Here is a 24,983-nt window from a genome sequence, read left to right as displayed (position 1 = left end):
CCGTCACGCCCCGATGACCTGCTGGAACTTGCCTTCGTACTCTCGCTCCTGCTTTTCGTCCAGGGCCATGAACACCCTGGACTTCGACAGCAGCGCCTCGTCCGGGAAGATCAGCGGGTTGGCGGCGAGCTCCGGGTCGATCTTCTCCATCTCGGCCTGCGCGCCCTTGACCGGGCAGATGTAGTTGACGTACGCGGCGAGCTTCGCGGCGACGGCCGGCTCGTAGTAATAGTTGATCAACGCCTCGGCGTTGCCCTTGTGGGTGGCCTTGTTGGGAACCATCATGTTGTCGCTGAACAGCATCACGCCGGAGTCGGGCGCGACGAACTTCACCTTCTCGTTCTCACTGTTGAGCTGGATGACGTCGCCGGACCAGCCGATGCAGGCGGCGATGTCGCCCTTGGCCAGATCCGGCGCGTAGTCGTTGCCTGTGAACTTGCGGATCTGCCCCGAGGCGACGGCCTTTTTGAGGGTGTTGAGCGCGTCGTCGAACTGGGCGGTGGTGAAGCTCGCCGGGTTGTGCCCGGCTGCGCCGAGCAGCAGGCCCATGGTGTCGCGCATCTCGCTGAGCGCCGTCACCTTGCCCTTGAGGTCGGGCCGGGTCAGCAGCTCGTCGACGGTCCGCACCTCCTTGGTGACGCTGCCGTTGTACGCCAACCCGGCGAGGCCGGACTGCCACGGGATCGAGATCCGGTTCTCGGTGTCGAAGGGGCGGTTGAGCAGCGACGGCAACAGGTTCGCCTGGACGTTCGGGAGCTTCGCCGGGTCGAGCTTCTGGATCCAGCCGAGCCGGATCATCCGCGCCGCCATCCAGTCGGTCAGGACGATGATGTCCCGGTCGGTGCTCTGGCAGGCGGCGAGTTGGTTCTGCACCTTGCCGAAGAACTCGTTGTTGTCGTTGATGTCCTCGGTGTAGGTGACCTGAATGCCGCTGCTCTTGACGAACTCGTCAAGGCTCGGCCGCTTGGATTCGTCCTTCTCGTCGACGTCCATGTACTGCGGCCAGTTGGAGAAGGCAAGCTTCTTCTCGGTGCCGGAAAGGTCCTCGCTGACGCAGCCGGCCTCGGTCTGCTGCGCGCCCTTGGTGCCACAGCCGGCGAGGCTGCCGCCCATGGTGAGCAGTGCGGCCGAACCGAGAGTGCCGGTGAGCAGTCCACGCCGGGAGAGAGGCCGGAGGGGAGTACGCATGACGACTCCTAAAGGGGGTCATCGTCGGCGGGCGGGACGGGGGAGGCGCGCCGGCGGAAGGGTCGGGACAATCAGGTGCCGTGGACGACTGATCCTGACATGAGGTGACCTCCCTTACAAGGGATTCCGTTGCCGGAATAGCGATGCACGACGAAATACGCCAGACTACGCGGAGATACACGCGCGACATCACGATTCGGGACATGGGGAGCGCACGATGACGAACCGGCAGCACGAGAACGGCAACGGCGGTCGGCGCGTCGCTGTCCGTGAAGGTGCTAATCACGCTCTGCTCGATGACGTGGCCAAGCAGATCATCGAACAACTCCAGGAGGACGGCCGCCGCCCGTACGCGACAATCGGCAAGGCGGTCGGGCTCTCCGAGGCGGCCGTGCGCCAACGGGTGCAGCGGCTCCTCGACTCCGGCGTGATGCAGATCGTCGCCGTGACCGATCCTCTCCAGCTCGGCTTCCCCCGACAGGCGATGATCGGCCTGCGTACCGACGGCGATCTGGAGGCCGTCGCCGACCGGCTGGCCGAGTTGGACGAGGTCGACTACGTGGTCATCACCGCCGGCTCGTTCGACCTGCTCACCGAGGTGGTCTGCCGCAACGACGACCACCTGCTGGAGATCCTGCAACGGCTGCGCGCGGTGCCCGGGGTGCTCTCCACCGAGGCGTTCGTCTATCTCAAGCTGCGCAAGCAGACCTACACCTGGGGTACGGCCTGAAGCCCACGGGGGCGCCCTTTCGCTTGATCCGCGGTTGATCCACTCGACAGCGCCGACCTGACCCGGACCGGGTGGGGACTGCTCACGTCCTTTGCTCTGCTTCAACCGGCGCAACACCCCGTGTCCGAATACCGGACGCGCGCTGGTGCGTCCGCTGAAGCAGAGCAAAGGATCCCGAAAGGGGTCCGCGGGCGACCGCCGGGCATTGAGCGGGCGACGACGAGCAGGGATGACACTGGTGCGAATTCCGTCGTTCCCAGGGCTTTTTTTCGCCGAATCCGTCGCCATTGAGTCTCCACACCACTGATCGCACTTGCCATTCCGGGCCCTGCTGTGCGATAACCGTGGGCAGAGCGGCCGGTGTCACCCCTTTGACCGGCCCGACGACCGATGGGGCTGACATGGCCAACGCCACCGACCACCTCTGGATGCACTTCACCCGGATGGCGAGCTACTCCGACGGCGAAGTGCCGACAATCGTGCGCGGCGAGGGCGCGTACGTGTGGGACGCGCAGGGCCGCCGCTACCTGGACGGGCTCGCCGGGCTCTTCGTCGTCAACGCCGGCCACGGCCGCACCGAGTTGGCCGAGGCCGCCGCCAAGCAGGCCGGCGAGCTCGCCTACTTCCCGCTCTGGTCGTACGCCCACCCGAAGGCCGTCGAGCTGGCCGAGAAGATCGCCTCGCTCACCCCCGGCGACCTCAACCGGGTCTTCTTCACCACTGGCGGTTCGGAGGCGGTCGAGGCGGCGTGGAAGCTGGCCCGGGCCTACTTCAAGCGCACCGGCCAGCCCAACAAGTACAAGGTGGTCAGCCGGTACATCGCGTACCACGGCACCTCGATGGGCGCCCTGTCGATCACCGGCCTGCCCGGCATCAAGAGCGACTTCGAGCCGCTGGTGCCCGGCGGGATAAAGGTGCCGAACACCAACTTCTATCGGGCGCCCGAGCACGGCGACGACCCCGAGGCGTTCGGCCGCTGGGCCGCCGACGAGATCGGCCGGGCCATCGAGCGCGAGGGGCCGGACACGGTAGCCGCGGTCTTCCTGGAGCCCGTGCAGAACTCCGGCGGCTGCTTCCCACCCCCTCCCGGCTACTTCGAGCGGGTGCGGGAGATCTGCGACGCGTACGACGTGCTGCTCGTCTCCGACGAGGTGATCTGCTCCTGGGGCCGGCTGGGCGAGTACTTCGGCGCCGTGCGGTACGGCTACCAACCGGACATCATCACCACGGCCAAGGGCATCACCTCCGGCTACGCCCCGCTCGGCGCGATGATCGCCAGCGACCGGCTGATGGAGCCGTTCCTCACCGAGACCGGCATGTTCGCCCACGGGGTGACGTTCGGTGGCCACCCGGTGTCCTGCGCGGTGGCCCTGGCCAACCTGGAGGTGTTCGCCCGCGAGGACCTCATCGGGCACGTACGGGCCAACGAGGACGCGTTCCGGGCCACTCTGGAGAAGCTGCACGACCTGCCGATCGTCGGCGACGTCCGGGGTGACGGCTACTTCTACGGCATCGAGTTGGTCAAGGACAAGACCACCAGGGAGACCTTCGACGAGGCCGAGTCGGAGCGGCTGCTGCGCGGCTTCCTGTCCACCGCGCTGTTCCAGGCCGGGCTCTACTGCCGGGCCGACGACAGGGGTGACCCCGTCATTCAGCTCGCGCCGCCGCTGATCGCCGAGCAGCGGCACTTCGACGAGATCGAGCAGATCCTGCGCACGGTCCTCACCGAGGCATGGACGCGACTCTGAGCGGCGATCCCGCCGAGCGCTACCGTGACCTGTCGTTTTGGCTGTCCACCCTGGACGAAACACTGACTCCGCGACCCGCGCTGCCCGGCGACACGGACGCGGACGTGGTGATCGTGGGAGGTGGCTACACCGGGCTGTGGACGGCGTACCACCTGGCCCGGGCGGACCCGGCGCTGCGGGTCACGGTGCTGGAGAAGGAGATCGCGGGGTACGGCGCGTCCGGCCGCAACGGCGGCTGGTGCTCCGCGCTGTTCCCCACGTCCCTGACCGGGCTGGCCCGCCGGCACGGCCGGGACGCGGCGGTCGCCATGCAGCGGGCGCTGCACGAGACGGTGCGCGAGGTGGGCCGGGTGGTCGTGGCCGAGGGCATCGACTGCGACTGGGCCGACGGCGGCACGATCACCCTGGCCCGCACCAGCCCACAGCTCGCCCGTGCTCGGGCCGCCGTGGACGAGGCCCGCGCGTTCGGCTTCGGCCCGGAGCACCTGGCGCTCCTCGACGCCGGCGAGGCCGTCGGCAGGTGCGCCGCCGAGGGGGTACGCGGTGGGACGTACACCCCGCACTGCGCGGCCGTGCACCCGGCGAAGCTGGTCCGCGGTCTCGCCCGAGCAGTGGAACGCCTCGGGGTGACCATCCACGAGGGCACCCCTGTCGTCGCGATCCGGGCCGGCGCGGCGGTGACGGCGGCCGGGACGGTGCGGGCGCCTGTGGTGGTCCGGGCCACCGAGGGGTACACGCCGGCGCTGCCCGGCCAGCGGCGGGCCGTGGCGCCGGTGTACTCGCTGATGGTGGCCACCGAGCCACTTCCGGCGCAGACGTGGGAGCGGATCGGGCTGGCCCGGCGGGAGACGTTCTCCGACTACCGACATGTGATCATCTACGGCCAGCGCACCGCCGACGGTCGGTTGGCGTTCGGCGGGCGCGGTGCGCCGTACCATCTCGGATCCCGGGTCTCCCCCGGCTACGACAGGGAGCCCCGGGTGTTCGCCGCGCTGCGGCGGACCCTGGGTGACCTCTTCCCGGTGCTCGGCCCGGACGTGCCGTTGACACACACCTGGGGTGGCCCGCTGGGTGTGGCCCGGGACTGGGCCGCGTCGGTCGGTTTCGACAGGGCCAGCGGGCTGGCCTGGGCCGGCGGCTACGTCGGGGACGGTGTGGGCTCCAGCAACCTCGCCGGCCGCACGCTTGCCGACCTGATCCGTGGCCAGCGCACCGAGCTGACCGCGCTGCCCTGGGTGAACCACCGCTCGCCCCGGTGGGAGCCGGAGCCTCTGCGCTGGCTGGCGGTCAACGCCGGCCTACGGGTCATGACCGGCGCCGACGCCGCCGAATCCCGTACCGGCCGAGCGGCACGCCGAGCCGCCGTGTTCTCTCGCCTGCTGGGCCACTGACCCGGGGGTCAGTGGTTGGGCGGGATCACCCGAAGGTGGCCTCGACGGCCGGTCTGGTGGGGGTTCTCGTGGTGCTGGTCGGGCTCCGGAGGGCGGGGAGCCGGGCGGGCTGCCTCGCGGACCGCCTCGGCCAGCGCGACCAGGTCGTCGGTGGTGGGCGGCGGCGGCTCGAACTCGCCCTCGTGCCGGACCACGTCCCAGCCACGCGGCGCGGTCAGGCTGCGGGCGTGCGGCTCACACAGGTCGTATGTGTGCGGCTCGGCGAACGCCGCCAACGGACCCACGACCGCTGTCGACTCGTTGTAGACATAGGTCAATGTGGCGACCGCTTGCCGGGGGCAGCCGTTACGGGAGCAGCGCCGTGGTGACCTCACGGCGGCAGGGTATCTCCATTACCGGGTCCCGCGCATCGCTTCGCGTTGCGACACGCCCGTCATGGTGATCACAATTCACGGCCCCGAACCGCGCCGCGCCACGGGAGCGCCGCTGCCGCTGACCGACCCGGCGCGAGGGCTACGCTTTGCCTCATGACGAGCCCGGAACACCGCCGCCCCGGCCCCGGCCGGCGAGCGCACCGTGACCGGCACGGGCGTGGCCTGCGCGGGCGGCTGGTGCCGGCCACCGTACCGCTGGCCCGGACCAAGGCCGAGGTCTTCGACGACCTCGTCCTGGACACCGTCGAGACGTTGGAGCGCCGGTTCGCCAAGGAGTTGGCAGGTGTCGAGTTCGCGGTCGAGGACGTCCCGCCGGATCTGAACGTCTACGACTCCGACGTGCTGGAGGACGGCGAGGTGCCGCTGGCCCGGCTGCTACCCGGCCGGCCCGGCCGCCAGGAGGTGCCACCGCGGATCGTGCTGTATCGGCGGCCACTGGAGTTCCGGGCGATGGACCGCGAGGATCTCGCGGACCTCGTGCATGACGTGATCATCGAGCAGGTGGCGAACCTGCTCGGCGTCGACCCCGACGAGTTGGCCTGAGCAGCCCCCTGCCGCGTCGGCCGGGGTGACCTGGCGTTCGACGGCTGAGTCGGGCGGCCCCCACCGCCCCGACCCGCACCGCTCAAGCGGCCCGCCGCTTCAACTTGCGCCGCTCCCGCTCCGATAGACCACCCCAGATGCCGAAACGCTCGTCGTGCCCCAGAGCGTATTCGAGGCATTCGGTCTTGACCTCGCAACGCGAGCAGATCCGCTTCGCCTCCCGGGTGGAGCCGCCCTTCTCGGGAAAGAACGCCTCGGGGTCGGTCTGCGAGCACAAGGCTCGCTCCTGCCACTCCGGCGCGTTTCCGAGCAGGTCGGCCACTTCTAGCTGGCCGTCCATCAAATGCCTCCTTGTCGCGCACCGGCGTCATCGCCGCTGCAACCCCCCACGCGAAAGGCGTGCTTGTCCGTCCGGTCCCGTTTTGTTGCGTTCCGTGCGAACAACCCCATTCAAATTACACGCGTGTAATGCGTGCGCCGTCAAGCCAAACTTGATAATGGAGTCGCCCTCCCGACACCCCCGGTCGGCCACCAGGACCGTCCGGCCTCGCAACCTGCCCTACCGATCCAGACCCCGGCGGGGTAACGCCCTCTCCGGCGAGTTGCCCGACTTTTCTGCCGTGGCGCTCCCCCGACTGAGGACGGTCATGGCGATGCCGGGCATGTGGTCGACCCCCTCCCACAAAGCTGATCTTGGTGGGAGACAGGTTAACGCGGCGCGGCGCAGACCGCCCGTCGAGCCGTGGACAGCCAACGCGCCCCGTCCACCATGTGGACGGAGCGCGATCGCAAACGGGCGACGGGCGGTCAGCCGGGCGGCCTGAAATCGCTGCTGGGCAAGACGAACTCGGCTATCCCTCCACCGTGGACAGAAACAGTGCCGGCGGAGGCGTCGCCGTCCCACCAGACGGTATAGATCCCGGCGGGCAGATCGGGGTAGACCGCACTGTGGAAGGATCCGTCCCGCACCCGGCGCTCCCGCACCGCCGAGTGGACCCGCCGCTCACCGTCGCGGCTGATCTCGATTTCCCGACCGTGCAGATCCCGACCGGTGTAGACGATCAGGGCACCTGTGTCGCCGCCCAGGTCGAGGACGACGCTACCGGTCTCCGACGGCCCGTACGCGTGCTCGTGCATCCGCCACTCCCCCGCGCCGATCAGGCCGATGCCGGCGGGTTGTTGAACCCGTCGTACGGCGTACCCAGGTAGGGGAAGTTCGCGAGAAACGGCGCTGTCACGTCGGCCGCGCTCAACCCCGGCGTCACCGCCGCGGCCGCCGCATCCGGGCGGAACGCCTTGTCCACGAGCGGGACGGTCACCCCGGCGATGGCCCGCAGCGCGATGCTGACCACGTCGTCGCCGACCCTGCGCCCGTTCGGATAGCCGGCCAGGTCGCCGCCGAGCACGCCGAACCGGTCCGGGCGGCGGCTCGGCGGGATCGCCGTGTTGAGCCGGAGCATGTCGGCCTGCACGTCACCTGTGGCGTTTGTGAACCCGTCGATCAGACCGGCCGGCACACCGGTGAGCAGGATCGCCACCAGGTCCGCCCGAGCCTTCTTGGCCTTTGTGAGCTTGTCCAGGTTGGGAAAGACATCCGGGTAGAGCGCCGGCAGCAGCGCGGCCAACTCCGGTTGCTCGACGAACTGCGCGAACCGCTTGTCCTCCGAGGGCGGCAGCGAGTTCCACAGATCCTTCTTGGACATCGGCACGATGACCTCGTTGAACAGCGGATTGCCCAGCCGGGAGACCTGGGTGAACGGGCCGGTCGAGGTGTCCGCGGCCACCCGGTCGCCGAGCACCCGGACCTGCCGGCGCGACGCCGAGGTCCACACTCCGATCACGGAGGCCGGGTCGGCAGCCCCGTACCGGTTGGCGCGCCGACGCACGTTCTTCAGCGGCACCTGCACGGCGATGCTGTGCACGTTCATCCGGTCGGTGGCGTTTACCGGTTCCCCCTCGGCCTTGAAGATCTTCTTGCCCGCCACGTGCAACTGCTGGAACGGCCGCAACGTGCCGAGGTCGAAGATCGCCCCGAGGTCGACGAAGAACCCGTCCGCGCGCTGGCCGGCGAAGACCCGCTCCCCCGTGGACAGCGTGTAGGTGGCCTGCCGGACCAGGTCGGCGTACTTCGGGGTGGACAGCGGGCCGACATTGCACGGCGGGCAGGGCAGTTTGTGCGCGAGCCGGTGCTCACGGCCGCCGGCCACCCGGGTCAGGCTGTAGAACTGCCGCCGGTTCCAGTTTCTGCTGTCCAGCGAGTCGATCGGGCCGGTGTTGTAGAGAAAACTGTTCGGATTCGTGATCTCGGTGGTGAATTCGAACCGGTAGGTGACATCCGCACGGCCGTCGCCGTCGTTGTCGATATGGATTTCGTACCGCACATCGTCGCCGAACTCGAAGAAGTTCGGCCCTCCCGACGGGAGTTGCAACGGCACGTAGTTGGCGATCAACGTGACCGTGTCCGGCTTGTCGGGGCTGACGAACGCGTAAAGGTCGGAGCTGTCGGCGACCGGATCCTTGGCTATTTCCGGAGCCTCGCGGTGGGAAGACATGGCGGACCAACCTCACTGGGCGGAAAGCAGGAGTGGGAGGCGAAACGTCGAGGTCAGCGCCGGGCGGCGCGCCGCAGCCGGTCCGCCAGGCCGCGGTCGCGCACCTCGATCCGGGATTCACCGACGAAGACGTCAATCGTTCCGGAGGCGGCGTCGCGCAGGTGCACGACTATCGGCTCGTCGGCCTGACCGGCCGCGCCCGGCGCGTTCTGCGCCGCCGACAGACCCGGCACGGTGAGCGCGGCCGCGCCGAGGGTGGCGCTGGCCGCGGCGGTCAGCGTCTGCCTGCGGGTCAGTCGCGGCCACTGCCGCTTCCGCTGATCACTGGTCATGGGCAACCTTTCCGGCTGCGGCGCGAACGCGCCCGCGGGGACGGACGGGTCCGGTGCCGCCGACAGACGCCGCCGGGCCCTGGGGACACCGGCGGCGGTCCGCACCGCGACCGCCGCCGGCATCGCTTGGTACGGCCGGCGGCGGGGAAAGGTTCGACCTCAGGGCCGAGCGTGACCGTACGCGGTCGTACGCTTGCGCGCCGGACGCCCGGCCGCCTTCGCGATGGCCCGCAACTGCTCCTCGGTACGCGCCGAACCGTTGTCGGAGCCGGCCATCCGAGAGATGGTCTCCTCCATCAACGTGCCGCCCAGGTCGTTGCAGCCACCCTGGAGCATCGCCACAGTGCCCTCGTCGCCGAGCTTCACCCAGGAGCACTGGATGTTGTCGATCCGGCCGTGCAGCAGCAGCCGGGACATCGCGTGCACGACGCGGTTCTCCCGCCACGTCGGCCCCGGGCGGGCGATGCCGGCCAGGTAGATCGGGGCGTTCGTGTGCACGAACGGCAGCGCCACGAACTCGGTGAACCCGCCGGTGCGGTCCTGCACACCGGCCAGCACCCGGAAGTGCGCCAGCCACTGCCCGGGGTGGTCGACGTGGCCGTACATCATCGTGGAGCTGGACCGGATGCCCAGCTCGTGGGCGGTGCTCACCACGTCGACCCAGGCGGCGGCCGGGAGTTTGCCCTTGGTCAACACCCAGCGCACGTCGTCGTCGAGGATCTCCGCTGCGGTGCCCGGGATGGTGTCCAGGCCCGCCTCACGCAGCTGGGTCAGCCACTCGCGGACCGGCACGCCGGCCTTCGCCGCAGCGGTGACGATCTCCATGGGCGAGAACGCGTGCACGTGCATCCCGGGCACCCGCGCCTTGACCGCCCGCACGATGTCGGCGTACCCGGTGACAGGCATCTTCGGGTCGATGCCGCCCTGGAGGCAGACCTCGCTGGCACCGAGGGCCCACGCCTCCTCGGCCCGGTCGGCGACCTGCTCGACGGAGAGCCGGTACGCGTCGGCGTCCCGCTCCCGCTGCGCGAAGGCGCAGAAGCGGCAGCCGACGTAGCAGACGTTACTGAAGTTGATGTTGCGGTTGACCACGTAGGTGACGTCGTCGCCGACCGTGTCGCGGCGCACGTCGTCGGCGAGCCGGCACAACTCGTCAAGCGCCGGCCCGTCCGCCCCGAACAGCGCCAGCGCGGCGTCGGTGTGCTGGGGATCGAGCAGTGCTGCCGGGTCGTCGGCGGCGAGCCGCAGCCCGGCCGCGAGGTCCTGTGCCACGCCGCTGCCGGCCACCGACGGGCCGCCCGCACGCCGCGCCGCCGCCTCGGGAGTGACCTTGCCGGCCACCTCCGCCCAGTCGCCGTAGACGCTGTCGAAGTCACCCCGCCGGTCCTCGGTCCGGCCGGTGGTGTCGATCGTGGCGTGCAGGTCGGTCCGCCCGCCGAACACCTCCTCCGGCTCCTGCCAGGGGTGGCCCTGCGGCATGGCCGACTCGACAGCCAAGCCCGTCGCCGGATCGGCCAGGGCACCGACGTGCGGCAGCAGCCGAGGGTCCAGCCACGGGTCACCGGCGCGCACGTACTCCGGGTAGATGGTCAGCCGCTCCCGCAGCGTGAACCCGGCCAGCTCGGTGTGCCGGGCCAACTCCTCGATCTGCGGCCAGGGACGTTCCGGGTTGACGTGGTCCGGGGTGAGCGGCGACACACCACCCCAGTCGTCGATGCCGGCCCGCAGCAGCAGGGCGTACTCCCCGGCGATGAGGTTCGGTGGTGCCTGGATCCGGGCCTTCGGGCCGAGCAGCAGCCGCGCCACCGCCACCGTGGCGGCCAGGTCGTGCAGCTCCGCGTCGGGCATGCCACGCATCGCCGTGTCCGGCTTGGCGCGGAAGTTCTGCACGATCACCTCCTGGAGGTGGCCGTACTCCCGGTGCGCCCGCCGGATCGCGAAGAGCGCGTCCACCCGCTCGGCCGCTGTCTCGCCGATGCCGATGAGGATGCCTGTGGTGAACGGCACGCCGACGCGGCCGGCGTCGTCGAGCACCCGCAGCCGGACCGCAGGCTCCTTGTCCGGTGAGCCGTAGTGCGGGCCGCCCGGCTCGGACCACAGCCGGGTCGCAGTGGTCTCCAACATCATGCCCATGCTCGGCGCGACCGGCTTGAGCCGTTGCAGCTCCGACCAGGTCAGCACGCCCGGGTTGAGGTGCGGCAGCAGGCCGGTCTCCTCCAGCACCGCCACCGCGCAGGCGCGCAGATAGTCGAGGGTGGAGTCGTAGCCGCGCTCGTCCAGCCAGCTCCGCGCCGCCGGCCAGCGGTCCTCCGGCCGGTCACCGAGGGTGAACAGAGCCTCCTTGCAGCCCAGTGCTGCACCCTCCCGGGCGATCGCGAGCACCTCGTCGCGGTCCAGGAACGGCGCCGGCAGCCGGTGCGGCACTGTGGCGAACGTGCAGTAGTGGCAGCGGTCCCGGCACAGCCGGGTCAGCGGGATGAAGACCTTCTTCGAGTACGTGACGACGCCCGGCCGCCCGGCCTCACGCAACCCGGCGTCGCGGATCCCACCGGCGGTCCGCAGCAACTCGTCGAGCGCGTCACCGCGGGCGGCGAGCAGCGCGGTCGCCTCGTCGACGTCCAGCGACCGCCCGGTAGCGGCCCGGCCCAGGGCCCGCCGCACGCTCGCCTCGCTCGGGCCGGAGTGGGTGCGATCAACCATCCGCCCAGCCTATGCGCAGCGTCCCGCCACCCAACCCCGCGCCCTCCCGTCCCACTCCGCGCCCCGCCCCCGCCCTCGTGCCGTTGATCATGAAGTTATTGCCCTCGATGCCGGCGTGTCAGGGCAATAACTTCATGATCAACCGGGTGGGTCGGTGGGGGAACGGGACGGGGGTTGGGGTTGGGGTGGGTCAGCGGGGTTGGGTGGGGTGGTCGCCTGGGTTGAGGTGCTGGGTGCGGTCGGTGTCCGCGTCGGCCGGGCTGGAAATCGCCTGGGTCGGGTCAGCGGACTGGCGCGGAATGGCCTGGGTCGGTTCGGCCGGCTGGCGCGGAATGGCCTGCGTGGGGTCGGCCGACGGCGGCTGCCCGAACGGCGACGCGGGCGGCGCCGACTGCGGGGCGGGGTTTACCGGGGGCGCCGACTGCGGGGCAGGCGGGGCCGACTGCGGGTACGGCGGCGCCGACTGCGGGGCCGGCGGCGCCGACTGCGGGGCCGGCGGGGCGGACTGCGGAGCGGGCGGGGCCGACTGCGGAGCCGACTGGAAGGGGGGCGAGGGCTGGCCGTACTGGCCGCCGAACTGGGCCGGCGGGTAACCAGCGGGCTGTCCCGGAGCCGGCCAGCCCTCCTGCGGCTGACCACCGGGCTGGCCCGGAGCGGGCCACCCGCCCTGCGGCTGACCACCGGGCTGCCCCGGAGCCGGCCAGCCACCCTGCTGCTGCGGCCAGCCCTGCTGCGGCTGGCCGTAGACGCCCGGCTCGGGCTTCGGCTTGCGCACGTAGTAGAGCCCACGCCAGATGGTGAAGACCACCCAGGCGGCAACCCCGAAGATGACCAGCCAGGCGAACCGGCTGAGCACCCCGAGGAGCGCGTCGAGGATTTCGACGTCGGCGAGCCGTCCCACCGTCCAGATCAGCGCGGTCAGGATGCCGAAGAGCGCGCTGGCGGCGTACTCACCCAGGGCCACCTGGGTGATCAGCTTCGCCTTGGGAACGATCGGCGAGATGTGGGTGGCAAGCAGCACGGCCAGCAGCGGCAGGACCACCGCCTCCACGCCGACGAACGAGAAGAACGCACCTCCCGCGCGGTCGGTGATGTCGACGTAGTCGTTTGGGCTGAGCACCCGGAGCAGACCAACGAAGAGGAGCACGGCGTTCGCACCGAGCAGCGCGAACGCGCCCAGTTCGCGTAGTGGCTTGGTCAGCTGGCGGGCCTGCGGCGCGTCTGTGGACGCGGGCTCGGCGGGGCTGGTCACGAGCTCCCCCTCGGGGCGTAATCGGACAGGGCGCACGTGAGCCTAGTCTCCCCGTGCACCGGCGGACCGGAGGCGTCACGTACGCGAGGATGGTCGGTATGCGCATCGTGGTTCTGGCCGGCGGCATCGGCGGCGCTCGGTTCCTGCTCGGCGTCCGGGCGTACGCCCGCGAGGTCGGCGCCGACGTGACAGCCGTGGTGAACGTCGGCGACGACCTGTGGCTGCACGGGTTGAAGGTCTGTCCCGACCTGGACAGCGTCATGTACACGCTCGGCGGCGGCGCGGACCCCGAGCGGGGCTGGGGCCGCGTCGGGGAGAGCTGGACGGTCAAGGAGGAGTTGGCGGCGTACGGGGCGGAACCGACCTGGTTCGGCCTCGGCGACAAGGACATCGCCACCCACCTGGTCCGCAGCACCATGCTCAACGCCGGGTACCCGCTGAGCGCTGTCACCGAGGCGCTTGCGACCCGCTGGCAGCCGGGCGTACGTCTGCTGCCGGCCACCGACGACCGGTTGGAGACCCACGCCGTCGTCGGTGACGATGACGGCCAACGGGCGATCCACTTCCAGGAGTGGTGGGTGCGGTACCGGGCCGACATCCCCACCCACCGCTTCGTCTTCGTCGGTGCGGAGACGGCGAAGCCGGCGCCCGGCGTGCTGGAGGCGATCGGGGCGGCCGACCTGGTGCTGATCGCGCCGAGCAACCCGGTGGTGAGCGTCGCGCCGGTGCTGGCCGTACCCGGGATGCGCGAGGCCGTTGTCGACGGCCCGGCGCCGGTGGTGGGTGTTTCGCCGATCATCGGCGGGGCTCCGGTGCGCGGGATGGCCGATCGCTGCCTCGACGTGCTGGGCGTGGAGTGCAGTGCGGCAGGGGTGGGCCGGCTCTACGGGGGCCGGTCGGCCGGTGGGCTGCTGGACGGCTGGCTGGTGGCCGAGGAGGACGCGGGCACGCTGGTGCCGGAGGTGACGGTCCGCGCGCTCCCGCTGCGGATGACCGACGAGGCGGCGACGGCGGCGATGGTCCGCGCCGCGGTGGAGTTGACGTGAGGCTGGAGATCCTGCCGGTGCTGGGCATCGGCCACGTGACCGAGGGCGACGACCTGGCGGCGCTTATCGCCACCGCCGCGCCCTGGCTGCGCGACGGCGACGTGCTGGTGGTCACCAGCAAGATCGTCTCCAAGGCAGAAGGGCGGCTTGTCGACGTTCCGGCGGACGGACCCGAGCGGCTCGCCGCGCGTGACGACGTGCTGGCCGGTGAGACCGCCCGGGTGGTGGCAAGCCGGGGGCCGACCCGCATCGTGCAGACCCACCACGGCTTCGTGATGGCGTCCGCGGGAATCGACGCGTCGAACGTCGACAAGACCCAACTGGTGCTCCTGCCGGTCGACCCGGATGCGTCGGCCCGCGCGCTGCGGGCGGCGCTCAAGGACCGGTACGACCTGGATGTCGCCGTGATCGTCAGCGACACCATGGGCCGGCCGTGGCGCAACGGACTGACCGACGTCGCGCTCGGGGTGGCCGGGATGCCTGCCATCCGCGACCACCGGGGCGAGGTGGATCCGTACGGCAACGAGTTGCAGTTGACCCAGATGGCAGTGGTGGACGAGCTGGCGGGCGCCGGCGAGCTGATCAAGGGCAAGTGCGACCAGGTTCCCGTGGCTGTGGTGCGGGGCTACCTCTCCGGCAACGGCACCGACGACTCCGGCGGAGCGAAGACCCTCGTCCGCGACGCGGCGCAGGATCTCTTCTCCCTCGGCACCGCCGAAGCCCGATCGGCCGGGCTGGCCGACGCCGCCGCCCTCGTCGACTCGCTGAGCCCCACGCCGGCAGACCCGGTCGCGGTGCGCCGGGCGATCGAGGCGGTCGCCCGGGTGGTCGCCCCCGGCACGGTCTTCACGCTGCTCGACGAGACGGAGATGCGGCTCGGCCTGATCGCCGGGGTGCCCGGCTGGCCGGACGACGCCACCGCCCTGGTGCTCGGCACGGCACCCGCGCCTGTCGACCCGAGCGACCTGGTCCGCTTCGGCGCCGACCTGCACCGGCTGCGCATCGCCCTGGCCGCCGAGGGCATCGGGTCGACCCTGCTGCCCCCGCCCGCCGGCAGCCCGGCCAGCGCCACACTCGCCCTGTGACAGCCCGCTGAGCCATCCGTCCGGCACGGCCCGGTCGGGTCTGGCCGGGCGGGTCGGCCGGGCGGGCGGGTCAGGCTTCCAGCACCGCTTGGCCGAGCGGGGTCAGTGTGTGCAGCACTGTGTTGCGGTCGCGCTGACTGACCAGCAGACCTGCGTTGCGCAGCACTGTGGCGTGCTGGCTGGCCGCCGCAGCCGAAATGTTGAGCCGGCGGGCCACCTCGCCTGTGGTGCAGCCGTCGCCGCTAGCCTGCAACACCGCGGCCCTGGTCCGGCCGAGCAGCGCGGCCAGCGCCTCACTTGCGGCACCCGGCGTGGCACTGTTGTCCGAGGCCAACCCGCCCAGCCGGTCCACCGGATAGACAAGCACCGGGGTCAGCGCCGGATCGAGCAGGGCGACCGGGGTGCTCGCGCAGAAGAACGACGGCACCAGCAGCAGCCCTCGACCATCGAGGTGCAGCTCCCGGCTGTGCGGATAGTCACGGACCTCCAGCACACCGTCCTCCCAGCGCATGGCCGGTCGAAGGCTTGTCAACAGGCCCTCCACGCCGCCGTCGAGCAGGGCCCGCGCTCGTCGGGTGCGGTCCGCCGCCACCGCGGCCTGGATCTGACCCCAGTACGGGCTGATCGCCAGCGCCCGGTACTGCTCCATCGAATCGGCGAATTGGCGCAGCGCCACCGTGTCGCCCCGGGCCAGCGCGGCGGCCGAGGCCGGCAGCGGGGTCGCGGCGGCCAGCACTGCCATGTCTCGCTGCAACCGCGTTTTCGGCGTGCTGCAGACGGCGTCCAGACCGGCCTCGAAGCCGTCGACGCTTGCGTACGGGGTGAGGAAGTCGGGGAAGTACCCGCGCGGCGGGTTCAGCGCGAAGAGCAGTCGCAGCTGGTCGGATGCGGCATCCTGGCGCAGGTCACGGGTGACGGCACGCCGCCACATCAACGTCAGCGGGTCACGGTCTCGGCCCTGCAGCAGGTGCAGGCTGAGGATCAGTTCCCAGACCGGGTCCGCCGTCGGCGCCACCCGGGTCCGGAGAATGTCCTCGCCCGAAAAATAGATCCTCAGCATTGGAGCTCCCGTGTCGCCGGCAGAGGGATGCCGGGTAACCGTTCGACTCTACCTGGCTGGCAGTTATCTCCACTTTTAAGTCTGGGCTGAAAGAGCTCGACGCCTCCGGGGGCAGTTAGGCATGCTTCCAATACCCGAGCGCGGCACCGGCACGTCATCTTGCCGGTGCTCCGGGACCGGGAACGACCGGTGATCGGGCGGCACCACGAGGGTCTGCGGCCCTTGCTCCGCAGAGGTGCCGCCCGGTCACTCGTCAGCCCGTCACCTGCCAGCCAGGTCAGGCGACCCAGAGCGCTGTGAAACGGGCGCAGGGTCACCGGCCCCGGGTGTGGGGCTTGCGCTCGTACAGTGTCGGGGTGCCTGACACCACGATCGCCGAAGCCGCCCGACCGGCCGACCCCGAGACGTACGCGGCGCTGCACGCCGACGCCACCGCGCTGCTCGCCGGTTGGCAACCGACCAGTCCGGGCGCGGCCACGGCCCGGGATCGGACCCTCGCGCTGCTCGCCACCGGGCCGGCCGCGATGAGCCGCCAGCACCTCCCCGGCCACGTCACCGCGAGCGCGCTGGTGCTGGACGCCACCGGGTCGCGGGTGCTGCTCTGCCTGCACACCAAGCTGGGGTGGTGGGTGCAGCTCGGCGGGCACTGCGAGCCCGAGGACCGAACCCTGGCGGGTGCCGCGCTGCGCGAGGCCACCGAAGAATCCGGGATTGTCGGCCTGCGCATCGACCCCGTGCCGATCGACGTCGACATCCACCCGGTGCGCTGCCAGGGCGGCTCCCTGCATTACGACGTACGGTTCGCGGTGCTCGCCCCTCCCGGAGCGGTCGAGCAGGTCAGCGACGAGGCCGAGGAGCTGGGCTGGTTTCCGCCGGACAGGCTGCCCGAGCCGCTGGCCGGCGGGACCGTGCAAATGGTCGCGCCGGCCCTCGCGGCCCTCAGACGTAGCCCTCTTCGCCTCGCTCCTTGAGCTCGTCGACAAGGGCCTTTACGCCCTGGGCCTGGTCGCGTGGGCAGACCAGCACGGCATCCGGGGTGTCCACCACGATCAGGTCGTGCAGCCCGAGGACGGCCACCAACCGACCGGACTGCGGCACGACCACCAGGTTGGAGCTGTCCCGCAGCAGCACACCCGGCTTGGCGTCGGTGCCGAGCACCACGTTGCCCGCGTCGTCGGCCGGCAGCACCTCGCCGAGCGTGTGAAAGTCGCCGACGTCGTTCCAACCGAAGTCGCCCGGCACGGTGGCCACCCGGCCCGCGGTGGCCGCACCCTCCATCACCGCGTAGTCGACGGAGATCTTCGGCAACGTCGGCCACACAGTGCCGAGGACGTTGTCCTGCTCAGGGGTGCCCCAGGCGGCTGCGATCGCGATGACGCCGGCATGCAGGGCCGGCTGCTGGCGAGCCAACTCGGCGAGGAACACGTCCACCCGCCAGACGAACATGCTCGCGTTCCACAGGTGCCGGCCCGAGCGGACGTACGCCTCGGCGACCTCGGCGGCCGGCTTCTCCTTGAACTCGGCCACCGGCCGCCACGGCAGATCCCCTGTCGGGTCACCGGTCTCCAGATAGCCGTAGCCGGTCTCCGGCCGGGTCGGGGTGATCCCGACCGTCATCAGCATGCCCTGCTCGGCCCCCCGGACCGCCTCCCGGACCGTCCGCACCCAGCTGTCCGGGTCGCCGATCAGGTGATCGGCGGCGAAGCTGCCCATCACCGCGTCCGGGTCACGGTGCGCGATCACCGCCGCGGCCAGCGCGATCGCCGCGCAGGAGTCCCGAGGTGAGGGCTCGACCAGAATGTTCTCCTCGGGCAACCCGGTCAGCTGTCGGGCCACCGCCGCGACGTGCGCGGCACCGGTGACCACAAGGGTCCGATCCGGTGTGGTCAGCGGCGCGAGCCGATCCACGGTGGCCTGGAGCAGTGAAGCGCTGGTGCCGGTCAGCGGGTGGAGGAATTTGGGGTGGCCGGCGCGGGACAACGGCCACAACCTCGTGCCGCTGCCACCTGCCGGGATAACCGCATAGAGCATCCGCACATCATGCCCGACGAACCCACCCAGAGTGGCACGGGTCACCGCCAGCGGCGCGGATGCTCACGAACGGGCGCGACTCCAGGCGGCGATGTGGACCTCGGCGCTGGACTCCCAGGTGAACTCCTTGGCCCTGTCGAAACCGGCCTTCGCCAGCGACAGCCGGCGCTGTTCGTCGTCGAGCAGGGCGGCCAGGTCGGTAGCGATCTGCTCCGGGGCCTCCGAGGTGTACGCAACCGCGTCGCCACCCACCTCGGGCAGCGACAGCCGGGGCGTGGTCAGCACCGGGGCCGCGCACGCCATCGCCTCCAGGATCGGCAAGCCGAACCCCTCGCCGTACGAGGGATAGGCGGCGACCAGCGCACCACCGAGGAAACCGGGCAGGTCGGCGTAGCGCAGGTAGCCGGGGCGCAGCAGGCGCAGGTGCGACGGGACCTCGGCCACCGCCCTGTCGATGTCGTCGTCGTGCCCCTGCCCACCGGCGATCACCAGGGCCGGCGGGTCCTCCCGGTCGGCCACCGCACGGGCCCAACCGCGGATCAGATTAGGTACGTTCTTGCGCGGCTCTTTGGCACCGAGGAACGCGACGTAGCTGCTGTTGCCCAACCCCAACCGGGCACGCACCCGGGCCTTCTCCTCCTCGCTGGGCGCGTGGAAGGCGGCCTGGTCGACCCCGTGGTAGGCCACGTCGATGCGGGTCGGGTCGGCGTCGAGCAGCCGGATCAGCTCGTCCCTGGTGGCCTTACTGGGCACGATCACCCGGTCGGCGCGGCGCAGGGACGTCTTGATGGCGCTGCGGAAGAACGTCCGGCGGGACTTGTCGTAGTGCTCCGGCTCGGTGAAGAACGTCGCATCGTGCACGGTGACCGTGACCGGGCATCCCGCCCGCAGCGGACAGGTGTAGAAGGGCGAGTGCAGCACGTGCGCGCCCACCTGCTGGGCGAGCAGCGGCAGGCCGGTCTGCTCCCAGGCGAGCCGCGCCGGGCGGTGCGCCACAGCCGCCGGAGCAGGGATGATCTCTGCGCCGGGCAGCATCCGGGTGTAACGCTCCAGGTCGGTGCGGAGGCTCACCACAGCCAACTCCACCCCCGACCCGCACACCTTGCCGAGGGCGCCGAGCAGACCGTCGACGTATCGACCGACACCACCACGGTCGGCGGGGACACTCGTGGCGTCGATGAGCACGCGGGGCGGGCGACCGGCGGTCACGGGGCGACTCCTTGTACTGGTGGGTCTGTGGGGAACAACACTCCGGGGGTCAAGCGTACGCCGGAGTGCGGGACGGACGCTGACTGCGACCCGACGGTACGCGGACTTGTCATCGTCTTCGAGTACGGCCCGCAGAGGCGTATCGTTCGCGCCGATGGCCGACAATATTGCCCGGGTCTTCGCCGACGCGATCGCGACCGACCCGACACGACCGCTGCTGACCTGGTACGACGATGCGAGCGGCGACCGCACCGAACTTTCCGGCGCCACCCTGGCGAACTGGGTGTCCAAAACCGCCAACCTCCTCGTCGACGAGGTCGGCCTGGCGCCGGGCACACTGGCCGGGCTGCTGCTGCCGCCGCACTGGCAGACGGCGGCCGTGCTGCTGGGTTGCTGGTCGGCCAAATTGAGCGTGATCGACACGCCGGGCACCGTGGACGTGCTCTTCGCCTCCGCCGACCGACTCGACGAGGCACAGTCCTGGTCTGCCGACGAGCGGTACGCCCTCGGACTGTCCCCACTGGCCGCCCCGCTGCGACAGGTGCCGCCCGGCTTTGCCGACTACGTGGTCGAGGTGCGCGGCCACGGCGACCACTTCACCCCGCAGCCCGGGCCGGGCCCGTCCGACGCGAACCTGCTGGCCCGCGCCGAGGCACGCGCCACGGAGCTGGGCATCGAGCCCGGCGCCCGCATCCTCGTCGACGCCGCCCGCTACCCCGACCCGGTCGACTGGCTGCTGGCCCCCCTGACGCGGGCGGCGACGGTGGTCCTGTGCGCCAACCCGGACCCGACGCGCCTCCCGGCCCGCCAGTCCACAGAAAAAGTCACCCACCCCCTCCCGTAACAGCCCCGCCCGCGCCCCGCCCCGCCCCGCCCCGCCCCGCCGATCTTGCAGTTTCGGTCGCCGAAGTGCACGGAATGCCCGTTAAGTCGAGGCAGTAAGTGCAAGATCGCGGGAGCCTCACGCCCCGCGCCGACCCCGCGGGGTTTTTACGCTGGGGTGCGGTTTTGGGCGAAGGTTGCGAAGGCGTTCAGGGATTCGGGGTTGGCCAACGCGCCCTTGGCCGCGGCGCGGTCGACGGGGATTCCGGTGAGGATTTTCTTGACCGGGACCTCGAGCTTCTTGGCGGAGAGGGTGCGAGGCACCGCGCGTACCTGGTGGATCTCGTCGGGCACGTGCCGGGGTGAGAGGGCGGTACGCAGCTCGCGGCTGATCTTGGCGCGCAGCGCGTCGTCCAACTGCAGGCCCTCGGCCAGCACCACGAAGAGCAGCAGCTCGCCGGCGCCACCCTCGTCGTCCTCCAGGTGCACGACTACCGAGTCGGCCACCTCGTCGAGCCCTTCGACCACCGAGTAGAACTCGGCGGTGCCCAGCCGCACCCCGCCACGGTTGAGTGTGGCGTCGGAGCGGCCGGTGATCACGCAGCCGCCGCGGGAGTTGATGGTGATCCAGTCGCCGTGCCGCCAGACGCCCGGGTAGACGTCGAAGTACGCCTCGCGGTAGCGGGTGCCGTCCGGGTCGTTCCAGAAGCCCACGGGCATGCTCGGCATCGGCTCGGTGATCACCAACTCGCCCAGCTCACCGATCACCGCGGTGCCGTCGGCGGAGCGGGCCTCCACCTTGGCCCCCAGCGCCCGGCAGGCGATCTCACCGGCGTACACCGGCAGCAGCGGCACACCGCCGACGAAGCCTGTGCACACGTCGGTGCCGCCGGAGAGCGACTGGAGTTGGAGGTGGTCGCCGACGGTCTCGTACACCCAGGCGAAGCCCTCGGCGGGCAGCGGCGCACCTGTGGAGCCGACGCCGCGCAGTGCGGACAGGTCGGCGAAGTCCCGGGGCACCAGGCCGGCCTTGCGGCAGGCCAGCAGGAACGGAGCGGAGGTGCCGAAGTACGTGGTGCCGGTCTCGGCCGCCAGCCGCCACAGCCCACCGAGGTCGGGGTGGCCCGGGTTGCCGTCGAAGAGCACGATTGTCGCGCCCACCGCCGGGCCGGAGACCAGGAAGTTCCACATCATCCAGCCGGTGGTGGTGAACCAGAAGAACCTGTCGGCCGGGCCCAGGTCGTGGTGCAGGGCCAGCATTTTCAGGTGCTCCAGCAGGATGCCGCCGTGGCCGTGCACGATCGGCTTCGGCAGCCCTGTGGTGCCCGAGGAGTAGAGCACGTACAGCGGGTGGTCGAACGGCACAGGCGTGAACGTCAACGGCTCGTCGGTAGGTGCGGCCAACTCGTCCCAGCTCAGCGCGCCCTCGGGCGGGGCACCGGCCGGATCCAGGTAGCCGATGCTGACGGTGTGCCGCACCGACGGCAGGGCGGCGCGGATGGCGGCGACCTCGGCGCGCCGGTCCACAGGCTTGTCGCCGTACCGGTAGCCGTCAACGGCGACAAGCACTGTCGGCTCGGTCTGCTGCCAGCGGTCGGTGACACTGCGGGTGCCGAACTCGGGTGCGCAGGACGAGAAGATCGCGCCGAGGCTGGCGGTGGCGAGCAGCAGGACGTACGTCTCACCGATGTTCGGGGCGTACGCCGCCACTCGGTCACCGGCGGTGACGCCGAGCCGGCGCAGCCCTGCCGACACCCGGCGGACCTGCTCGCGCAGTTCGGCGGCGGTCAGGGTGACCGGCGCGCGGGTCTGTCCGTGCTCGATCACCACCGGGTCGTCGTCGGCGCGCCCCGGCATCCGCAGCACGTTCTCCGCGTAGTTGAGCGTCGCCCCAGGAAACCAGCGTGCGCCGGGCATGCCCCGCCCGGCCAGGGTGGCGGTCGGCGGGGTGTGCGCCACGACCTCGAAGTGGTCCCAGATCGAGCGCCAGAACCCGTCCAGGTCGGTGACCGACCATTGCCACAGCGCGTCGTAGTCGGCGAAGTCCAACCCGCGGTGCTCCCGCAGCCAGCGTAGGTAACCGCCGATGCGGGACCGATCGAGTACGTCCGCCGGCGGCGTCCACAGCACGTCACCCACTGTTCCACCCTCCCCTGGCCCGGCACGACACTGTGTATGGGCCGTGGCGCCATCTTGCCCTACCTCGAAGCGTCATTCTTCGCACTGGGTACGGCCACCGACGCGTGCCCGGCCCACACACCAGCCCTGCCGCCCATGTGGATCAGCTGGCGCGGTGGGCCTGGATGGCGCGGCGGCGGGCGAGGCGGTGCGCGCGACGGATCTCGGCCTCCTTGTAGCGGCGCTCGTCCTCAGGTGTCTCCGGCAGCACCGGGCGGACCATGCGCGGCGCGCCGCCGACGTCCACCCCGACGAAGACCAGGTACGCGGTGGCCACCCGGACCGGCGCGTCCTCGGCGGAGTCCCACCGTTCGGCGACGACCCGCACGCCGACCTCCATCGAGGTCTGCCCGGTCCAGTTCACCTGGGCGTGCGCGTGCACCAGGTCACCGACCCGGACGGGCTCAGAGAAGACGATCTCGTCGATCGCCGCGGTCACCGCCGTGCCGCCGCTGTGCCGGGCGGCGGCCGCTCCCGCCACGTCGTCGACGAACTTCATCAGGACCCCGCCGTGGACGGTGCCATGGAGGTTCACGTCGACGGCCGTCATGATCCTGCTGAGGGTGACCCGCGAGTACGAAGTCGGCTTGCCCGTCGGAGCGTCGGAGAGATGCTCGGTCATGCCGGAAACGGTACGGTGCGCGGATGCGACATCTCTGGAGCTTCCTCGCCGGGCTGGTGGTGGCGCCCATCACCTGGGTGCTCGTCACACTGGGGCAGGACGGGTCGAGCCGGACGGTCGACCGCTGGGTGGAGATCGGCACTTTCAACACGGCCAACCTGATCGAGCCGGCCGTGTATCTCGGTGTCGGCGGTGTCCTGCTGGGCCTGCTCGGCACACTGCGTTTCTCGCCGGCCGGCCCGCTGGTCGCCGGGCTGCTGCTGGCTACCCCGTACGTCGGGATGTTCGTGGCGCCGTTCGAGGTGCGCGACGCGATCCCGCAGGGCTGGAAGGTGTTCGGTGACCCACTGCCGCTGCAACTGCCTGTCGAGAACGGCACGCTCTTCCTGATCGGCCTGCTGCTGCTGATGGCGACGTTCAGCGGGCAGCGCTGGCGCCCCTGGCCGCAGGCGGCGACCACACCGGCCCCGGCGGCGGCACCGGCGGACGGCCCGCGCAGCGACGACTTCACCTTGACCGACTGGCCGGCGCCCGAGTCCGCGGAGCGCGACACCGCCCCGCTGACACTTGGTTACCCGGCCGATCCGACACCCACCGAACCGCTGCCGCGTCGTGTGGGCGGCGAGTCACCGTGGTCCGCCCCGCCGCGCGGCCAGCCGCGCCCCGGGGACACCACCGAGATCCACTGATCATCGGGCGGGCTGGTCACCCGGCCCGCCCGACCAACCCGCCGGGCGTCAGTGCAGGCCGACGGCCAGATTCGGGTCGACCGTGTCGCTGAGGGCGGCGCGGGGCACGACCAGGAGCATGACCGCCAGCGCCGCGGCCATGCCGCCCGCGATGACGATCGCCATCGGTACGCTTCCGGTGCCGAACAGGCCCGCCAGAGGTGCCGAGAACGCGCCGATGCCGAACTGCACGGCGCCGAGCAGTGCCGCGGCCGTTCCGGCGGCCTCGCTGTGCCGGGTCATCGCCAGCGCGGGCGCGTTCGGCATGGCCAGGCCCGTCGCGGCCAGCACCAGCCACAGCGTCGCGAGCAGGGCGCCCAGGCCGCCGAAGCCGGTCGCGGCGACCACGATCAGCAGCACGCCGAACGCCGTTCCGGCGATCAGGGCGCTTACCAGAATCTGCTGCGGCGTGAACCAGCGCAGCAGCCGCACGTTGAACTGGGTGGCCGCGATCAGGCCGACCGCGCCCGCACCGAAGGCGATGCCGAACTCCTGCTCGTCGAGGCCGTACTGCTGCTGCAACACGAATGACGACCCCGAGACGTACGCGAACAGGGCCGCCATCGCCAGCCCCGCGACCAGCACCAGGCCGACGAAGGCCCGATCGTTGAGCAGCCGCCGGTAGTCGCCAAGTGTCGCCCGCACACCGCCGTGGCGGCGACGGGCGACGGGCAGGGTCTCCGGCAACCGCAGGGCGGCGACGATGATCAGCAGTACGCCCAGCACCGCCAACGCCGCGAAGACGCCTCGCCAGTCGGTCCAGCTCAGCATGGCGCTGCCAAGCGTCGGCGCGAGGATCGGCGCTATCCCCATCACCAGCATCAGCCGGGAGAAGATCCGGGCGAAGGCGGAGCCACTGAACAGGTCGCGCACGATTGCCGTGGCGACCACTGCGGAGGCGGCGACGCCGAGCCCCTGCAGGACGCGCAGCACACCGAGCACGGCGATGTCGGGCGCGAAGACGCACAGCACGGAGGCCACGATGTGCACGACCAACCCGGCCAGCAGGGGCTTCCGCCGGCCGATCGCGTCGGAGAGCGGCCCGATCAGCAACTGACCCAGGGCGAGGCCGACAAGCGTGCCGGTCAACGTCAACTGGACGGCGGTCTCGGTGGTCTGGAGGCCGGACGTGATGGCGGGCAGCGCCGGCAGGTACATGTCGATGGTCAACGGCCCGATCGCGATCAACGCGCCGAGCACCAGGACGAGCTGTGCCCGCTGGCGGTTGGTCATCAGGTCACCCGGTAGCACCTCGGGCTCGGCGGCGGTCTTCTCCACCAACTGCTTCATCATCTCGATCTTTCTGCGGTGTTCGTACGTCGTGGGGCATGC

Annotated in this window: 23 protein-coding genes; 9 read left to right on the top strand and 14 right to left on the bottom strand. The window is 71.0% G+C overall.

Annotation, left to right across the window (positions count from 1 at the left end):
* Nucleotides 1–3: 3 nt before the first annotated feature.
* Nucleotides 4–1,188: an extracellular solute-binding protein gene (locus tag ACFY2Q_RS05970; RefSeq protein WP_387128051.1), complete on the bottom strand. Its 1,185-nt coding sequence runs from the start codon at nt 1,186–1,188 to the stop codon at nt 4–6.
* Between the two features lie 217 nt (nt 1,189–1,405).
* Here ACFY2Q_RS05970 and ACFY2Q_RS05965 point away from each other — a divergent pair, with 217 nt between their 5' ends.
* The 3 genes from ACFY2Q_RS05965 (at nt 1,406) to ACFY2Q_RS05955 (ending at nt 5,057) form a co-directional block, all read left to right on the top strand.
* On the top strand, nt 1,406–1,918 hold the full coding sequence (locus tag ACFY2Q_RS05965) for an Lrp/AsnC family transcriptional regulator (protein WP_203177830.1): 513 nt from the start codon (nt 1,406–1,408) through the stop codon (nt 1,916–1,918).
* Nucleotides 1,919–2,319: 401 nt separating this feature from the next.
* Nucleotides 2,320–3,666: an aspartate aminotransferase family protein gene (locus ACFY2Q_RS05960; RefSeq protein WP_387128050.1), complete on the top strand. Its 1,347-nt coding sequence runs from the start codon at nt 2,320–2,322 to the stop codon at nt 3,664–3,666.
* Nucleotides 3,651–5,057, top strand: coding sequence for an NAD(P)/FAD-dependent oxidoreductase (locus ACFY2Q_RS05955; RefSeq protein WP_387128049.1), 1,407 nt, complete (start codon nt 3,651–3,653; stop codon nt 5,055–5,057). The genes ACFY2Q_RS05960 and ACFY2Q_RS05955 overlap by 16 nt, the downstream gene beginning before the upstream one ends.
* A gap of 8 nt (nt 5,058–5,065) precedes the next feature.
* On the opposite strand, the gene ACFY2Q_RS05950 is transcribed toward ACFY2Q_RS05955, so the two are convergent.
* A complete protein-coding gene (locus tag ACFY2Q_RS05950; RefSeq protein WP_053658603.1) occupies nt 5,066–5,431 on the bottom strand; it encodes a DUF3499 domain-containing protein in 366 nt (121 codons plus the stop codon).
* Nucleotides 5,432–5,584: 153 nt separating this feature from the next.
* Between ACFY2Q_RS05950 and ACFY2Q_RS05945 the strand changes: the two genes are divergently transcribed.
* The gene (locus ACFY2Q_RS05945) at nt 5,585–6,034 is read left to right on the top strand and encodes a metallopeptidase family protein (protein WP_007455785.1); all 450 of its coding nucleotides are present in this window, start codon (nt 5,585–5,587) and stop codon (nt 6,032–6,034) included.
* Between the two features lie 82 nt (nt 6,035–6,116).
* Here the strand turns inward: ACFY2Q_RS05945 and ACFY2Q_RS05940 are convergent, their stop codons facing one another.
* From ACFY2Q_RS05940 to ACFY2Q_RS05915, 6 genes are all read right to left on the bottom strand, one after another.
* On the bottom strand, nt 6,117–6,374 hold the full coding sequence (locus ACFY2Q_RS05940) for a WhiB family transcriptional regulator (RefSeq protein ID WP_007455784.1): 258 nt from the start codon (nt 6,372–6,374) through the stop codon (nt 6,117–6,119).
* A gap of 467 nt (nt 6,375–6,841) precedes the next feature.
* Nucleotides 6,842–7,171 (bottom strand): phospholipase, encoded by a 330-nt coding sequence (locus ACFY2Q_RS05935; RefSeq protein ID WP_387128048.1) that lies wholly within the window; start codon nt 7,169–7,171, stop codon nt 6,842–6,844.
* Nucleotides 7,172–7,191: 20 nt separating this feature from the next.
* The gene (locus tag ACFY2Q_RS05930; RefSeq protein WP_387128047.1) at nt 7,192–8,586 is read right to left on the bottom strand and encodes a DUF4331 domain-containing protein; all 1,395 of its coding nucleotides are present in this window, start codon (nt 8,584–8,586) and stop codon (nt 7,192–7,194) included.
* Between the two features lie 53 nt (nt 8,587–8,639).
* The gene (locus ACFY2Q_RS05925) at nt 8,640–8,918 is read right to left on the bottom strand and encodes a hypothetical protein (RefSeq protein ID WP_387128046.1); all 279 of its coding nucleotides are present in this window, start codon (nt 8,916–8,918) and stop codon (nt 8,640–8,642) included.
* A 159-nt stretch (nt 8,919–9,077) separates the two neighbouring features.
* Nucleotides 9,078–11,618 carry a bifunctional FO biosynthesis protein CofGH gene (locus ACFY2Q_RS05920; protein ID WP_387128045.1) on the bottom strand — a complete coding sequence of 847 codons (2,541 nt, stop codon included), beginning with the start codon at nt 11,616–11,618 and terminating at the stop codon, nt 9,078–9,080.
* Between the two features lie 190 nt (nt 11,619–11,808).
* A complete protein-coding gene (locus tag ACFY2Q_RS05915) occupies nt 11,809–12,870 on the bottom strand; it encodes a hypothetical protein (protein ID WP_387128044.1) in 1,062 nt (353 codons plus the stop codon).
* Between the two features lie 98 nt (nt 12,871–12,968).
* Between ACFY2Q_RS05915 and cofD the strand changes: the two genes are divergently transcribed.
* Complete coding sequence (gene cofD, locus ACFY2Q_RS05910) at nt 12,969–13,916, top strand: 2-phospho-L-lactate transferase (RefSeq protein ID WP_387128043.1); 948 nt, start codon at nt 12,969–12,971, stop codon at nt 13,914–13,916.
* Nucleotides 13,913–15,001, top strand: coding sequence for a coenzyme F420-0:L-glutamate ligase (locus ACFY2Q_RS05905; RefSeq protein WP_387128042.1), 1,089 nt, complete (start codon nt 13,913–13,915; stop codon nt 14,999–15,001). Before cofD ends, ACFY2Q_RS05905 begins: the two co-directional genes overlap by 4 nt.
* Nucleotides 15,002–15,071: 70 nt before the next feature.
* Here ACFY2Q_RS05905 and ACFY2Q_RS05900 read toward each other — a convergent pair whose 3' ends face one another.
* The gene (locus ACFY2Q_RS05900; protein ID WP_387128041.1) at nt 15,072–16,061 is read right to left on the bottom strand and encodes an ArsR/SmtB family transcription factor; all 990 of its coding nucleotides are present in this window, start codon (nt 16,059–16,061) and stop codon (nt 15,072–15,074) included.
* A gap of 371 nt (nt 16,062–16,432) precedes the next feature.
* Here ACFY2Q_RS05900 and ACFY2Q_RS05895 point away from each other — a divergent pair, with 371 nt between their 5' ends.
* Entirely contained in the window at nt 16,433–17,032 is a 600-nt protein-coding gene (locus ACFY2Q_RS05895; protein ID WP_387128470.1) for an NUDIX hydrolase, read from the top strand.
* Here ACFY2Q_RS05895 and ACFY2Q_RS05890 read toward each other — a convergent pair.
* Nucleotides 17,001–18,092 (bottom strand): mannose-1-phosphate guanylyltransferase, encoded by a 1,092-nt coding sequence (locus ACFY2Q_RS05890; RefSeq protein WP_387128040.1) that lies wholly within the window; start codon nt 18,090–18,092, stop codon nt 17,001–17,003. The genes ACFY2Q_RS05895 and ACFY2Q_RS05890 overlap by 32 nt on opposite strands.
* 63 nt (nt 18,093–18,155) lie before the next feature.
* A complete protein-coding gene (locus tag ACFY2Q_RS05885) occupies nt 18,156–19,301 on the bottom strand; it encodes a glycosyltransferase family 4 protein (RefSeq protein WP_387128039.1) in 1,146 nt (381 codons plus the stop codon).
* 154 nt (nt 19,302–19,455) lie between these two features.
* On the opposite strand from ACFY2Q_RS05885, the gene ACFY2Q_RS05880 reads away from it, so the two are divergent.
* On the top strand, nt 19,456–20,145 hold the full coding sequence (locus tag ACFY2Q_RS05880) for a TIGR03089 family protein (RefSeq protein WP_387128038.1): 690 nt from the start codon (nt 19,456–19,458) through the stop codon (nt 20,143–20,145).
* 146 nt (nt 20,146–20,291) lie between these two features.
* Here ACFY2Q_RS05880 and ACFY2Q_RS05875 read toward each other — a convergent pair whose 3' ends face one another.
* Entirely contained in the window at nt 20,292–22,262 is a 1,971-nt protein-coding gene (locus ACFY2Q_RS05875) for an acetoacetate--CoA ligase (RefSeq protein WP_387128037.1), read from the bottom strand.
* 142 nt (nt 22,263–22,404) lie between these two features.
* The gene (locus ACFY2Q_RS05870; RefSeq protein WP_387128036.1) at nt 22,405–22,923 is read right to left on the bottom strand and encodes an acyl-CoA thioesterase; all 519 of its coding nucleotides are present in this window, start codon (nt 22,921–22,923) and stop codon (nt 22,405–22,407) included.
* Between the two features lie 23 nt (nt 22,924–22,946).
* On the opposite strand from ACFY2Q_RS05870, the gene ACFY2Q_RS05865 reads away from it, so the two are divergent.
* On the top strand, nt 22,947–23,612 hold the full coding sequence (locus ACFY2Q_RS05865) for a hypothetical protein (protein WP_387128035.1): 666 nt from the start codon (nt 22,947–22,949) through the stop codon (nt 23,610–23,612).
* A 48-nt stretch (nt 23,613–23,660) separates the two neighbouring features.
* Here ACFY2Q_RS05865 and ACFY2Q_RS05860 read toward each other — a convergent pair whose 3' ends face one another.
* Nucleotides 23,661–24,944 (bottom strand): multidrug effflux MFS transporter, encoded by a 1,284-nt coding sequence (locus ACFY2Q_RS05860; protein WP_387128034.1) that lies wholly within the window; start codon nt 24,942–24,944, stop codon nt 23,661–23,663.
* Between the last annotated feature and the right edge of the window lie 39 nt (nt 24,945–24,983).

This window comes from Micromonospora sp. NPDC000316 (genome assembly GCF_042898885.1).
Taxonomy (GTDB): Bacteria; Actinomycetota; Actinomycetes; order Mycobacteriales; family Micromonosporaceae; genus Micromonospora.
The sequence above is the reverse complement of the archived record's forward strand: the minus strand, read 5'-3'. Positions and strand labels throughout refer to the sequence as shown.